The organism is Virgibacillus kimchii, from assembly GCF_055379185.1.
This window is the reverse complement of the sequence record NZ_AP043951.1, coordinates 3,873,378-3,887,483: the sequence shown is the minus strand read 5'-3', so window position 1 is coordinate 3,887,483 and position 14,106 is coordinate 3,873,378. Positions and strand designations below refer to the sequence as shown.

Here is a 14,106-nt window from a genome sequence, read left to right as displayed (position 1 = left end):
CCGGATTACTAAAGATGCACTTATGCGGATAAAGAAGTTTTAAACTTTCTTATCTGCCAGAAAAGACCGGCTATGTGCCGGTCTTTTTCACATTATCACATTTTTGAAGAAAACGAAGGGGCAAACGCATACGGGCTATGACCCGTACCCCGGCTACAGCCGGAAAGCCGGGTCCCACACTGACATCTGCTTCTTACTGACTTGTCTTATCCTTTGGATTGAGGATTTTTGGTCTTTCTTTTTTCAACGGGATCGGGGAACGTACCAGCGTTTCCAAAAATTCTTTCGGACTGAACGGAATAAGCGGCCACATATAGGGGGTGTTCAGTGTTTTGGTTGAAGCCAGCAGAATAAACCACAGAACAATGGCTATTAAAAATCCATGTAACCCGAATAACGCAGCAGCAATCAGGAAAATTACCCTGAAGAAACGGTTGGCCAGACTTAATTCATAACTTGGTGTAGCGTAGTCGCCAATAACGGCAGCCGCCAGATATAGCACCACTTCATGGGTGAACAGTCCAACTTCAATGGCAATTTCACCAATTAAGATTGCTGCTACCAAACCAAGGGCCGTTGCCAAAGCATTTGGTGTATGAATGGCTGCCATCCTTAACATTTCCACACCGATCTCTGCAATAATAAATTGCCAAAATAAAGCGATAGATCCTGTCTCTTCCACACCTAAAAAGTCCCAGTTTCCACTTAATAGATCGGGGTTTGTGGCCACCAGATACCAAAATGGTAATAAAAAAAGAGAGGCAAAAATAGCCACAAACCTTACCCCTCTCAAGGCAGCACCAATTATCGGTTTATTACGATATTCTTCCGCATGCTGCAAATGATGCCAGAAAGTTGTGGGACAAATCATGACACTGGGGGAGCCGTCCACAATAATGAGAACGTGACCTTCCATCAGATGCACACCTGAAGTATCCCCCCGCTCTGTATAACGGACCATGGGATAAGGATTGAGATTTTTTCCGAAAATGAATTCCTCCATCGTTTTTTCTCCCATGGAAATACCATCAATATCAATTTTTTCAATTTCTTCTTTAATTCGTTCAACTAATTCCGGATCAGCAATACTATCAATATACGATACAATAACATCGGTTTTTGACCGCTCTCCAACTTGCAAATATTCCATGATTAACGAACGATCACGAACACGCCGCCGAATTAAAGCAGCATTAAAAACCATCGTCTCCACAAATCCATCTCTCGGACCACGAACCACCCGCTCCATGTCCGGCTCTTGCGGTTCACGTGCCGGGTACTCTCGTGAATCCACAAGAATAGCTTCCGTGCAGCCTTCTATGATGAAAACAGATTGACCGGATAGGATTTGGGGTATTACTTCTTCGAGATCTTCAGATGTTTCCACTTCCTGGTGAGGTATAAAGGTACGTGTTAATGTTTCAATGGGATTACGACTTAACTCATCATCTTTCAATCTGCTTAAATTAGTCAAAATCCGAATAATCGCATCATCATTGGCAAATCCATCAACAAAAAACATACCCATTTTTCGGCCGCCATGCTCTAATTTATGATGGATGACGTCGAAACTCTGTTCTATTCGCAATTCTTTTTGCATATAATCGATATTTTTCTCAAAATCCTTTGATATCGGTACCTGTTTTCCCGGTTTACCCATCAGATCATTCCTCTCGTTTTTTGTGCATTTATATTGAATCTGCCTCAGCTTATGTAAAATTGCAGGGTAAAGCAAAAGTACTGAACTAACGCATTACATGGAACGAATATTAACTAATTCAGGCTATATGTTCCCGTTACCCGATCTCGTTCTTCTCATCTAAACGAGTAAGCTATTCCTCTGTGTTATAACTGCCCCATTGAATACTCATTATTATTATGTACATTGTTCATTACATTAAACACATTGACTCGTTTGGAAAGCATTGGATAATTATTTACCGTGTTTGGAATGGAGGGATTTTGTGTAGGTGAGGGATCAATGATTACGTTGAATGCTGCAGATTACCATTCTAAATCAAATTTGAACAGAGCACCCGCAAATCCAATATTTCTGGTGGAACGAGAAACCACTGTACCACAGCCAAATATTTTCGGTCGGACGAACATTTAACACAGTCCCGCGCACCACTTGGTACATGCATCATGCTATAATATTTATATAGGCTATGGAGAGTCTGTTAATTCTTTTCGAGGGGGCCAAGCATGAGTGAAGGTATCTTTGTTATGGATTATTTCCCATTGCTTCTTGGTCTCTTACTGGTTATCGGAGTCCTGACGACAAAGTTTTCATCTCAGTTGGGACTGCCGGCGCTTGTACTCTATATACTGGTAGGAATGATAATAGGAAGCGACGGATTAGGCTTAATTTACTTTGATGATTATGAACTGGCTAGATTAATTGGGATGATAGCATTAGTCATTATACTTTTTGATGGTGGTTTTCATACAAAATGGTCTGTTATTAAACCTGTCATTACCCCTTCCATTTTATTGGCTACTTTAGGGGTGCTTTTAACGGCAGTTATTACAGGATTAGGTGCCATTCTAGTCCTGGGTGTGGGCTGGATGGAAGGTATGTTGTTTGGGGCCATTGTTGGTTCCACGGATGCTGCAGCAGTTTTTGCGGTTCTAAAAGGTAAAAGTATCCAACCAAAAGTTAAGGCAACACTGGAAGCAGAATCAGGTTCCAACGATCCTATGGCCATGATTCTGATGATCACCTTTATAGAATTTATTATCAGTGACCAGGGTTCCCTTTTATCTTTTGCCGGTTCCTTCTTATGGCAAATGATAATTGGATTAATCATGGGATTCACCTTTGGGAAATTGGCTGTATACTCCATAAACAAAATTAATTTGGATTCCGGTGGTCTTTACCCCGTCTTTGCACTGGCCATTGCCATATTAGCCTACACAATAACTGATTTAATTGGCGCAAGCGGGTTGTTGGCTGTGTACGTGGCCGGTGTTTTGGTAGGTAACTCAGAGTTGGCCTATCACCACTCCATTTTACGCTTCAATGAAGGATTTACCTGGATTGCTCAAATTCTCATGTTTACCATTTTGGGGTTGTTGGTATTTCCAACCCAATTATTTACAATGGATATAATTTTAAAAGCATTACTAATTTCGTTTATTCTTATCGTTATTGCCCGACCGGCAGCTGTTTTTCTGACTACCATTAAGCTCGGATATACGCTTAAGGAGAAAGTATTCCTTTCCTGGGCAGGCTTAAAAGGTGCAGTGCCAATTGTACTGGCCACTTTCCCGCTGGCGGCAGGATTGGAAAACAGTCAATTATTTTTTAACGTTATATTCTTTATCGTACTGATTTCCACCTTGCTTCAAGGATCAACGATTTCCTTTCTGGCAAAAAAATTGGGCTTAACCGGGCCGGAGGAAACAACGCCGATACATTCGTTGGAATTAATATCCATAGGAAAAGCAAATGCCGAGATGATCGAATACAAAGTGGAGGAAGATGACGAAATCACCGGCAAGTCCCTGAATGATATTGAATTCCCGGAAAATGTGCTTGTTAATGCAGTGATCCGAAATGATAAATTAATCACACCATCCGGAGATACCGTGCTAAATTCAGGAGACATACTGTTTATCCTTACTTCCCGAAAGAGAAAAAAGGATTTGAGAAAGTTGCTGGAGAAAAAACAGGAAACCGAACGAGCTGAGTCGCCGGAGGGGGAAGATTAAGCATTCCCTCCCTGGCTTGGTTACGGAAGCCTCCATACAACTCAGAACGGGGGATAAACGCTCCCCCGTTCCATCAATCCTTCCGTTCAAAATTATTGAGCAGTTCCCGCACTTCGTCTGTTGACTCTGTGCTCATCAACGCATGTCTTAATTCACTTGCCCCGCGAAAGTCTCGGACATATATCTTAAAAAAACGGCGAAGTGGCTTGAACTGACGCGGCTCTGTTTTTGAATACTTATCAAAAAGATCCAGATGCAACCTTAAGAGATCCAGCAACTCCTGACTGGTATGATCTTTCGGCTCTTTTTCGAAAGCAAATGGATTTTTAAAAATACCCCGCCCAATCATCACGCCATCGACACCATATCGATTAACCAGATCCAAACCGGTCTTGCGGTCCGGTATATCCCCATTGATCGTCAAAAGTGTATCGGGTGCCACTTCATCACGAAGTTTTTTAATTTCCGGAATCAACTCCCAATGCGCATCAACTTTGCTCATTTCCTTTTTTGTACGCAGATGGATGGAAAGATTAGCGATATCCTGCTCAAATAAGTGTGTCAGCCAGTCACGCCATTCGTCAATATACGTGTAACCAAGCCTCGTTTTCACGCTAACAGGTAATCCGCCTGCTTTTGCTGCTTCTATTAACTCAGCTGCAACATCCGGACGGCGGATCAGACCGCATCCCTTCCCTTTTGTTGCCACATTAGGGACTGGACAGCCCATATTGATATCCACACCTTTAAAACCTTCTTCCGCCATACCAATACTCATTTGCCGAAAGTATTCCGGCTTGTCCCCCCATATGTGAGCCACCATCGGCTGTTCATCCTCGGTAAAAGTTAAACGGCCACGCACACTCTGCTTCCCGTCCGGATGACAATAGCTTTCCGAATTTGTGAACTCTGTAAAAAACACATCAGGCCTGGCTGCTTCACTCACAACATGACGAAACACAACATCCGTCACGTCCTCCATTGGCGCCAGTATAAAAAACGGTCGTGGTAAATCACGCCAGAAATTATCTACCATTTTATACTCAATTCCTCTCATGCAGGATAGTCGTAGTTGTATTCAAAACAAAAGAAGCAGAAGCCTTTCTGCTCCTTTTATACTTATACCATGTTTACGTACTTTTTATCAAATGGCTTGAAATTGTAAACTTTCATCGAATTTTTATATAATCCACCAAACTAATTAAGACAGAAATCTGTTTCGTGGACAAAGAATCTTTAGTAGATATTTATTCATAAAGAAAAGCGTCGAGTTGTCTGGGAGGGCCACAAGTTCCATTTTACTGGCAATAGGGAACTGACAAGATTGACATATTTCAATTAGTAAACTCAGTAGAGAATTTTTGATTTCATAAAATAAACCATTTATACTTTTGTAAGTACGGGGAAACCAAATGGCCGTTCCACTTAGTGAATAAATGTCCTTTGGTCTTATAAATAGAAATCCTCGTAATTAGCTTACATCTGGAGGGAAAGAAAGTGAAGGTAGCAGCAATCGTAGGAAGTATTCGTAAGGACTCATATAATTTACAATTAGCAAAATACGTTCAACAACGTTATGCAAATAAATTTGAGGTGGAGATTTTAGATTTAGCTCCCCTGCCAATGTATAACCAGGATATCGAATTGGATCCGCCACAGGAAGTTGTTGATTTCAAAGCAAAAGTGAAAGAAGCAGATGCTGTTCTTTGGGTGACACCTGAATACAACTCAACCATCCCGGGTGTACTGGGGAATGCAATTGACTGGTTAAGCCGGGTAGAAAAAGTCATGAATGGGAAACCATCTATTATTATGGGGTCTTCTATGGGAATGTTGGGTTCCGTAAAAGCACAAATGCACTTAAGAGATATTCTCTTCGCGAGCGGATTAAATTCTCCGGTGCTTGGAGGAAATGAAGTCTATATTGGTGCCGCACATGAAAAATTTGACGCTGAAGGAAATATAACTGATGAAGCAACCATTGCCTTTTTAGATGAGGTCATTGGAAACTTCCAGGAGTGGATGAAGCCATACCTGAAGCAATACGTTTAATGATAAAACACCTCTCCCACTCGATGGAGAGGTGTTTTATCGGCAACATATCCATCCTCGCTCGTATAGTTTCCGAAAAGGGCGCTCTGACTTGGAGCGTCCTCAATCATAAACATTGTTGTAATTTAATAGTCTTTTTTCTTTACTGGAATCCAGATTTCGCTTCGATATTTTGGATTTCCAGTGTCTGGACTCTCATTCCATAAAATTTCAGGACCTTCAACTGCCTCATATCCTGAAGATGGAAACCACTCTGAATATATCCTTCCCCATACATTTTGAAGTGTTTCCGGGAATGGTCCAATAGATTCGAAAACTGCCCAGGTACTGGCTTTTACTTTCAATACATCGAATTCGGCTGTTTTATCACTTGAAGTTGCTACTCCGATATAATGATCCAGCTCACCCTTTTCTTCCATTCTTCCTTCCGAAAAGTTAGTAGATGCACTAATAATACCTGTTGGTTCTATATTGGCAAGTGCTTTTAATTCTTTAATAACCTTTGGGGTTAAAAGTTCAGTCATATTTGCAATCTCTGGATTGACACCTTTAAAAATAATTGGAACTCTTTTCTTAAATCCTACTAACTTAAAAGGTCCTTTCTCAACAATCCGATAATTCATTTCGCATCCTCCTTGAATTGATAATTGAAAGGTCATTCTAGGATAGGCTTTTAACTTTGTACTCTCACTTCTTGCTTTAGAAGGAAGAGTACCATGCATGGAATGAAAAGCACGGGAGAATGAATCAGCTGAATCATAACCATATTTGACAGCAACATCGATTATTCTTAAATTTGTATCTTTCAAATCAAGGGCAGCCAGCGTTAGTCTCCTTCTTCGAATATATTCTGACAAACCAATTCCTGATAAAAAAGAAAACATCCTTTTAAAATGATACTCTGAGCAGCAAGCAATTTTTGATACTTCACTATAATCAACTTCCCCCGTTAGGTGCTCTTCAATATATGCCAAAGCTTTATTCATACTACTTAACGAACCCATCAAACGACCTCCTATCATCATCGATATTATCAAAGAATGCGCATACCCATCCGATAATCTGTGCACAGTATCGTCGTGACTTTTTCAAACTTATTTACTCAAACGTTTACCAAAACTATATTCACAGCAGTAATAAAGATTTGATAGAAAAACGCCTGAAAGATACATCGGATAAGGAATCAAGTTTTTTCCAAACATTCTCTCAAACGCTTTAGCAAAACTTTATTCTGGTGAAATGGGCGGTTTTGGCAAGAGTTTATTCTTTGTTTACATTCTCTTCCTCAACCAACTCACACATTCTATATGGTTCGTCTGCGGAAAGTTATCCACTGGTTGTATTTCCATCGTTTCATAACCGCCATCTTCCAGAATGCGAAGATCCCGAGCGAGTGTGGATGGATTGCAGGATACATATACTATCCGTTTTGGGTCCATCTCCATCATCGCATTCAGGAAATCCACTTCACAGCCTTTACGGGGTGGATCAACGACAATGACATCCGGGTTCAGCCCTTGGGTTTTCCACCAGGGCATGACTTCCTCTGCTTTACCAACGAAGAATTCAGCGTTCTCAATTTCATTGATCCTGGCATTCATTTTTGCATCACTAATCGCATCCGGCACCACCTCGATCCCGTAGACTTTCTTCGCTTGCTGCGCCAAAAACAAAGAGATCGTACCAATGCCGCAATAAGCATCCACTACGATGTCATTGCTGCCAATCTGAGCATATTCCAGTGCTTTCTCATACAGCACTTTCGTCTGCTCCGGGTTTACCTGGTAGAATGACTTTGCTGATATCGCAAAACGGATATCACCAATCGTATCGTAAATATATTCTTCTCCCCAAATGACCTTTGTCTTCTTTCCCACACTAGCGTTGCAGGAAAATAATATTAAAAAATCAAGTAAAATATTTTATTTGAAAGTTGGTAATATTAGATCTTTTCACTTTAAAATCCATTAAAAAAACCTTATAATTAGGGTATGGTAGTCCTGTCCAAATCCCTAACTATAAGGAGAAACCATGGACAATAATACCATAAAAACTGTATTCAAGGAATACATTCATCCATTAGATTCAAAGGTAATACAAAAAATGATTGATCATGCCGAAGTTGACAAATACGTCAAAAAGCTTGATGTACTTACGTTTACGAATGCTTTTATCTATGCCCAGTTAAAAAACTTAGATAGTCTGAAGCGGATAAGTGATACGATTAAACGAAAGAAAACGGTGCAAAGACTTGTTGGTATAGAGAGCATTAGTAAATCACAACTCTCTCGAAAAAATGGAGATATTCCACCCGAGATTTTTCAGGCGATCCTGCATCATTTAATTCAAAAGCTGCACCAAATACTTGGCCCAACAATGACAGACAAATCACTTGGAAAGCTTCATCTGATTGATTCATCGACCATTTCCATGTGTCTCAGCCAATATGAATGGGCAGATTTTCGGGAGACAAAAGCGGGAGTGAAGATGCATACTTCCATCGTCTTTTGTGATGATATCTCTTATCCAAATGATATGATACTTACCCCTGCAAGACCTGCTGATGAAACTCAGTTGGATTCATTAATTGTGCCGGATAAAGGGGTCCTTCATGTCTTCGATCGAGGTTATTTCAACTTTGCTAAGTTTGATTATTATTGTGAAAAAGGTATCCGGTTTGCCACAAGAATTAAATCGAATACTGTTGTAAATGTCATCGAGGAATTGCCGGTAGATGAGGATTCTTCAATCTCCAGGCATGCGATCGTGAAGATTGGAAACATGAAGAATCCGCTGCAGTTAATAGAAACTGTAGACAGCGAAGGGAACCAGATCCGAATTGTGTGTAACGATGCAACCGTCGGTGCACAGGAAATCAGTGATATTTACCGGCATCGCTGGCAAATTGAATTGTTTTTCAAATGGATAAAGCAACATCTGGTTATCAAAAAACTGTATGGAAAGAGTGAAAACGCTGTATACAATCAAATACTAATAGCTATGATTACTTTCTGCCTAACCCTGTTAATGAAAAACAAGTTGGGCTATGAAGGAACTTTAGTCGAAATGTTGCGTTGGACCCGTGATTTCTGGTCACAATCCATGACATTTTTTATTTCCGAATTATTCAGGAAACCAGAACGATCATCCAATGGACGACGAAGGCTGGACCACGAAAAGGTTTTTAATGAAACCTTGGCACAATACGAATCAGAGGAGGTTTTGCACTTAGATGATCTAAGCTACGATCCAGTTAACTAATAAATATATAAAATTCTAAAAATGGATGAAGGGCTACCTTTAAAGCATATTAACTTTTTTTCTCGAATAAAACTAGGTATTTATCAGAAAATTGAACTAAATAACTGAAGCTACCAGATTTATTGATTGACATTGTTTTTACTTTTTAATGCAACGCTAGTGTCTTTCCCATAATCATGTTGGTCCGTTGATCGTTCACATTATGCACGATGGATTTCACGTGGGGGAATGTATCTGTTATCTCGCGTATAAGCGCTTTTTTATGGGGCAAATCATGTGTACGTGTAATCAGGACAATCATTGTATCCTTTGTTTCCCTGCCTGTCCGTACCATAATATGCCGGAGCACGCCGCGATCTGTTTTTTCATCATAAGCGCGAATCCCCAGTTGATTGGCTATCCGGCGAACCGCATGGATGGACCGGTCATTTAATTCATCCTGAATGACGCATGTTTCCATATCATCAATAATTTCATGACTGCGTTTCCGATAAAACCCGGTTATTAACTCCCCATGTCTTTCACCAACTGGCATTTGTACTTTATTCCTATACCGCCACGGATCCTCCATGCCAATTGTCGGATGGACCGGTACATGCTCAAGCTTGGCAATCTTCCGCATCACGTTTTCCACCTGGTTCTGTTTCATTTTCAGCTGCAGGTCATAGCTCATATGCTGCAGTTGGCATCCGCCGCATTGATAAAAAACGTTACACGGTGGTTCCACCCTGTCATCACTTTTACGTTTTGTCTCCAGCAACTTTCCAAAGCCGAAATTTTTATTTACTTTCACTACCTTTACGTCTGCTTCCTCACCCGGTAACCCATAGGGCACAAATAATGGATAACCGTTAATTTTTCCTACTCCATTTCCTTCATGGGTCAAGTCTTCAAATTTCAGTGTTACCGTCTCATTTTTCTTTACTGGTGCTTTTGTCATTCTTCTCTTCCTTTTCGTACTGATATATTTCATCCATTTTATCATAGCTTTTCCGTCACGATCACTATTCATTAAAAAAAGGACTACCTCCCAGTAATCCTTTCTAACCTTCATCAGGCAGCATAAATTCAATATGCTGCTGCAGATTTTTAAATTCTCCAGGCAACATGCCGCCATACTCCCCATCAATATTCAATTGCATTTTTTCATCTGTCGTTAATTCAATATGTTTGGCCTGCATATATATAATGAGATCATCCTCCAAATGCGTGCCGCGCAGTGCCATCGTTACCAGGCGGATAAAATCAGCCAGGTTGGTCTTTCGTAAAATAATGACATCGAAGTAGCCATCATCCATCTCTGCATCAGGTGCCAGTTTCTCAAATCCACCGACAGAGTTTGTATTCGCAATTAAAAAGAGCATGATGTCTTCATCGACAATAACTTCCCCGTCGCAAATAATTTTTGCGGAAGTGGGCTTCAGGGATGGCAGCATCTCAATCCCCTTCACATAGTAAGCCAATTGGCCAATCATCGTTTTTAATTTGCTTGGCACATCATAGGTCAGCTCTGTCAGCTTTCCTCCACCTGCAATATTAATAAAGTATTGATCATTCACCTTCCCGACATCAAGGAATTTGGCAGAACCATGTAAAATGACATCCACGGCCTTTTGTATATCCTTTGGAATATGGAGGGCCCTGGCAAAATCATTGGTTGTGCCTGTTGGAATGATACCGAGCTTCGGACGATATTCCTGTTCAGCCATGCCGTTAATGACTTCATTAATCGTCCCATCCCCGCCGGCTGCGACAATCAGATCGAATTTCCGTTCCACAGCAATTCTCGCTGCTTTCATGGCATCATCTTCCCCGGTCGTGGCATGGGCTGATGCTTCATACCCGGCAATTTCCAATCTTTCCAATACATTCGGCAGTTCTTTTTTAAAAGACTCCCTGCCTGATGTTGGATTATAGATGATTCTAGCTCTTTTCATTGTATTTTCCCCCATTAACATCTAACACACACTAGGTAAGCTTACCTTCATATTACATCGATGATGAGGTATTATCCATTTAATACTTTTCTTGGTTGATTGTTCATGATCAGCATGTGGATTATTTATTGTGATATTTTTTCCTCAGCCGTAAAAACTCCAGACCGCTACCGTGGAAGATAGCAGTCTGGTGTCCAATTTACCTTTTATCCAACTCTTCCTTAAGAATCTTATTAACCATTGGCGGGTTTGCCTGCCCTTTTGTTGCTTTCATTACCTGACCAACAAGAAACTTCTGCGCTTTTGCTTTTCCATTTTTATAATCAATGATGGATTGCTCATTGTCCTCGAGCACTTTCCCGATAATTTCTTTCAATTGACCTTCATCGGAAATTTGCACAAGTCCTTTTTCTTTTACAATCTTTTCCGGATCTCCCCCGTTTTCCACCAGTTCGGCAAAAACTTTTTTCGCCATTTTGGAGGAAATTGTTCCGTCCTCAATCAAATTGATCATATCGGCTAAAGCCTTAGGTGTAATAGCAAGGTCCTGAAGCTCTTTGTAATGCTTATTCATATATGCAGAAACTTCACCCATGAGCCAGTTGGAAACCTGTTTTTTGTCGGCATCATACTCAAGTGCTTCTTCAAAAAAGTCAGCCATTTCCTTCGAGCTGGTGAGCACTTCTGCATCATATTCTGACAGACCAAGCTGATCCATATAGCGTTTTTTGCGGGCATCCGGCAGTTCCGGAATATCCCGGCGAATTCGTTCTTTCCATTCCTCATCAATGTAGATCGGCAGAATATCCGGCTCCGGAAAGTAGCGGTAATCATCCGCTCCTTCTTTCACCCGCATTAAAATAGTTTCTTTTGTTTTCTCATCATATCGGCGGGTTTCCTGCAAGATTTCCCCGCCGGACAGCAATACTCTTTCCTGGCGTTTTTCTTCAAATTCCAGCCCTTTTTGAACATAGTTAAACGAGTTCAGGTTCTTTAATTCCGTCTTCGTTCCAAACTCCTCCTGTCCAATGGGGCGGAGGGAAATATTAGCATCACACCGTAGTGAACCCTCCTGCATTTTCACATCGGAAACACCGGTATACTGAATGATATTTTTCAGTTTCTCCAAATATGCATAAGCTTCCTCCGGAGATCGGATATCCGGTTCAGAAACAATTTCCACAAGTGGTGTTCCCTGTCTGTTAAAGTCCACCAGGGAATAACCATCATCCCCGTGCATTAATTTTCCCGCATCTTCTTCCATATGAAGACGGGTGATGCCAATCCTTTTTTTCTTTCCGTCTACTTCAATATCAATCCAGCCGTTTTCCCCAATTGGCTGATCATATTGGGAAATTTGATAGGCTTTTGGGTTATCCGGATAAAAATAATTTTTACGGTCAAATTTAGTATGCGAGGCAATATCACAGTTCAAAGCCATCGCTGCTTTCATTGCAAAATTTACCGCCTCTTCATTCAACACAGGCAACACACCGGGATATCCCAGGTCTATCGGGTTAATATTCGTATTTGGATCCGTACCAAACGCATTCACGCTGGGACTGAAAATTTTAGATGCTGTTTTCAGTTCCACGTGTACTTCCAATCCTATGATCGTTTCAAAATTCATTTGCCAGCACCCCCAATTTGAGGTCGTTTCTTATGATGATCCGTTGCCTGCTCATAAGCATGGGCAGCACGGTAAACTGTACTTTCATCAAAATGCTTTCCGATAATCTGCAAACCGATGGGCAGGCCATCTTCAGAAAATCCGCATGGCAGGGAAATTCCCGGCACACCTGCCAAGTTAACCGGAATGGTTAAAATATCATTGGCATACATCGTTAATGGATCATCGGTCTTCTCACCAATCTTAAACGCCGGGGTCGGTGAAGTTGGCCCGATCACCACATCATAGTCTTCAAATATTTTGTCAAAATCACCCTTCATCAGTGTACGGACTTTCTGGGCTTTTTTATAATACGCATCATAATGCCCCGCACTTAATGCAAATGTTCCGAGCATAATACGACGCTTCACTTCTTCACCAAATCCCTCGCTCCGGGATTTTTTAAACATATCCATCATATTATCCGCTTCCGCCCGGACACCATAACGCACTCCGTCAAAGCGGGCAAGATTGGATGAGGCCTCGGATGATGCAATAATATAATACGTTGCCATGGCGTATTTTGAGTGAGGGAGAGAAACTTCTTCCCAGGTTGCACCCAAAGATTCATATACCTTCAGTGCTTTTTGCACTGCTTCCTTGACCTCAGGCGCCACACCCTCGCCCAAATATTCACTTGGAACTGCAATTTTTAAACCTTTTACATCATTGGTGAGGGCATCGATGTATTTCGGCACTTCCAACTGAGCAGATGTGGCATCCATCTGATCATGCCCGGCCAATACTTCAAGCACTCTTGCATTATCTTCCACTGATCTTGTAATCGGTCCAATTTGATCCAGCGAAGAAGCGAACGCCACTAGACCAAAACGGGAAACACGTCCATAGGTTGGTTTTAAACCGACCACACCACAATAAGCTGCCGGCTCCCGAATCGAACCGCCGGTATCCGATCCCAATGCAAATAAAACTTCCCCGGCTGCTACTGCTGCAGCTGAGCCACCGCTTGAGCCTCCCGGGACGTAATCCGTATTCCACGGGTTTCTCGTAATGAAATAGCCGGAGTTTTCGTTGGAAGATCCCATGGCAAACTCGTCCATATTCAGCTTTCCAATAGTGATGGCCTGTTGTTCTTTTAATTTCTTCATCACCGTGGCGTCGTATAATGGATCATTAAAATTATCCAGCATTTTACTTGCACAAGTCGTACGAAGTGCCTTTGTTACAATATTATCTTTAATTCCGGCCGGCATCCCAAACAAGCTTCCTCTTTTGTCAGAGGAGTTGTCCAGTTCCCTCGCAGCGTCCCGTGCTTTTTCCTCATTCAAAGTTAAAAAAGCACAGACCTGATCATCCACTTCCTGAATACGCTCATAGGAGGCATCCACCAAGTCGGTTACTTTAAGTTCTTTATTATGTAGCTTTTCTTCCAATTCTCTAATGGTAAAATCAAACAGCGACATCGTTCATCCTCCCTACTCTTTAAAAACTTGGCTTCCCATTCTTAATGAT

9 protein-coding genes and 2 pseudogenes are annotated in these 14,106 nt (G+C 41.4%); 3 read left to right on the top strand and 8 right to left on the bottom strand.

The genetic code is table 11. From position 1 onward, the window contains the following. Positions 1 to 193 precede the first annotated feature (193 nt). Positions 194 to 1,660 (bottom strand): spore germination protein, encoded by a 1,467-nt coding sequence (locus ACZ42C_RS18910; RefSeq protein ID WP_461183630.1) that lies wholly within the window; start codon positions 1,658 to 1,660, stop codon positions 194 to 196. Between the two features lie 545 nt (positions 1,661 to 2,205). Between ACZ42C_RS18910 and ACZ42C_RS18905 the strand changes: the two genes are divergently transcribed. Continuing rightward, on the top strand, positions 2,206 to 3,714 hold the full coding sequence (locus ACZ42C_RS18905) for a potassium/proton antiporter (protein WP_461183629.1): 1,509 nt from the start codon (positions 2,206 to 2,208) through the stop codon (positions 3,712 to 3,714). Between the two features lie 73 nt (positions 3,715 to 3,787). Here ACZ42C_RS18905 and ACZ42C_RS18900 read toward each other — a convergent pair whose 3' ends face one another. Next, positions 3,788 to 4,750 (bottom strand): tRNA dihydrouridine synthase, encoded by a 963-nt coding sequence (locus ACZ42C_RS18900; protein WP_461183628.1) that lies wholly within the window; start codon positions 4,748 to 4,750, stop codon positions 3,788 to 3,790. A gap of 461 nt (positions 4,751 to 5,211) precedes the next feature. Here ACZ42C_RS18900 and ACZ42C_RS18895 point away from each other — a divergent pair, with 461 nt between their 5' ends. Next, positions 5,212 to 5,766: an NADPH-dependent FMN reductase gene (locus tag ACZ42C_RS18895; RefSeq protein WP_461183627.1), complete on the top strand. Its 555-nt coding sequence runs from the start codon at positions 5,212 to 5,214 to the stop codon at positions 5,764 to 5,766. A 125-nt stretch (positions 5,767 to 5,891) separates the two neighbouring features. On the opposite strand, the gene ACZ42C_RS18890 is transcribed toward ACZ42C_RS18895, so the two are convergent. Together ACZ42C_RS18890 and rlmD (ACZ42C_RS18885) are read right to left on the bottom strand one after the other, a co-directional pair. After that, a complete protein-coding gene (locus tag ACZ42C_RS18890) occupies positions 5,892 to 6,770 on the bottom strand; it encodes an AraC family transcriptional regulator (protein WP_461183626.1) in 879 nt (292 codons plus the stop codon). Between the two features lie 267 nt (positions 6,771 to 7,037). Further along, positions 7,038 to 7,652, bottom strand: a pseudogene (gene rlmD, locus ACZ42C_RS18885) (23S rRNA (uracil(1939)-C(5))-methyltransferase RlmD); the annotation flags it as partial. A 145-nt stretch (positions 7,653 to 7,797) separates the two neighbouring features. Here rlmD (ACZ42C_RS18885) and ACZ42C_RS18880 point away from each other — a divergent pair. After that, positions 7,798 to 9,027, top strand: a complete 1,230-nt coding sequence (locus tag ACZ42C_RS18880; RefSeq protein ID WP_461183821.1) for an IS4 family transposase — start codon at positions 7,798 to 7,800, stop codon at positions 9,025 to 9,027. 163 nt (positions 9,028 to 9,190) lie between these two features. On the opposite strand, the pseudogene rlmD (ACZ42C_RS18875) reads toward ACZ42C_RS18880, so the two are convergent. From rlmD (ACZ42C_RS18875) to gatA, 4 genes and pseudogenes are all read right to left on the bottom strand, one after another. After that, positions 9,191 to 9,967, bottom strand: a pseudogene (rlmD, locus tag ACZ42C_RS18875) (23S rRNA (uracil(1939)-C(5))-methyltransferase RlmD); the annotation flags it as partial. A 103-nt stretch (positions 9,968 to 10,070) separates the two neighbouring features. After that, a complete protein-coding gene (locus ACZ42C_RS18870; protein ID WP_461183175.1) occupies positions 10,071 to 10,964 on the bottom strand; it encodes a diacylglycerol kinase in 894 nt (297 codons plus the stop codon). 199 nt (positions 10,965 to 11,163) lie between these two features. After that, entirely contained in the window at positions 11,164 to 12,594 is a 1,431-nt protein-coding gene (gene gatB, locus ACZ42C_RS18865) for an Asp-tRNA(Asn)/Glu-tRNA(Gln) amidotransferase subunit GatB (protein ID WP_461183176.1), read from the bottom strand. Continuing rightward, positions 12,591 to 14,057 (bottom strand): Asp-tRNA(Asn)/Glu-tRNA(Gln) amidotransferase subunit GatA, encoded by a 1,467-nt coding sequence (gene gatA, locus ACZ42C_RS18860; RefSeq protein WP_461183177.1) that lies wholly within the window; start codon positions 14,055 to 14,057, stop codon positions 12,591 to 12,593. The genes gatB and gatA overlap by 4 nt, the downstream gene beginning before the upstream one ends. Between the last annotated feature and the right edge of the window lie 49 nt (positions 14,058 to 14,106).

Bases quoted from the DNA above. Each gene is read 5' to 3' on its own strand.
- ACZ42C_RS18890 (WP_461183626.1), bottom strand. From the start codon at position 6,770: ATGGGTTCGTTAAGTAGTATGAATAAAGCTTTGGCATATATTGAAGAG.
- ACZ42C_RS18880 (WP_461183821.1), top strand. From the start codon at position 7,798: ATGGACAATAATACCATAAAAACTGTATTCAAGGAATACATTCATCCA.
- ACZ42C_RS18905 (WP_461183629.1), top strand. From the start codon at position 2,206: ATGAGTGAAGGTATCTTTGTTATGGATTATTTCCCATTGCTTCTTGGT.
- ACZ42C_RS18910 (WP_461183630.1), bottom strand. From the start codon at position 1,660: ATGGGTAAACCGGGAAAACAGGTACCGATATCAAAGGATTTTGAGAAA.
- ACZ42C_RS18900 (WP_461183628.1), bottom strand. From the start codon at position 4,750: ATGGTAGATAATTTCTGGCGTGATTTACCACGACCGTTTTTTATACTG.
- ACZ42C_RS18870 (WP_461183175.1), bottom strand. From the start codon at position 10,964: ATGAAAAGAGCTAGAATCATCTATAATCCAACATCAGGCAGGGAGTCT.
- gatB (WP_461183176.1), bottom strand. From the start codon at position 12,594: ATGAATTTTGAAACGATCATAGGATTGGAAGTACACGTGGAACTGAAA.
- gatA (WP_461183177.1), bottom strand. From the start codon at position 14,057: ATGTCGCTGTTTGATTTTACCATTAGAGAATTGGAAGAAAAGCTACAT.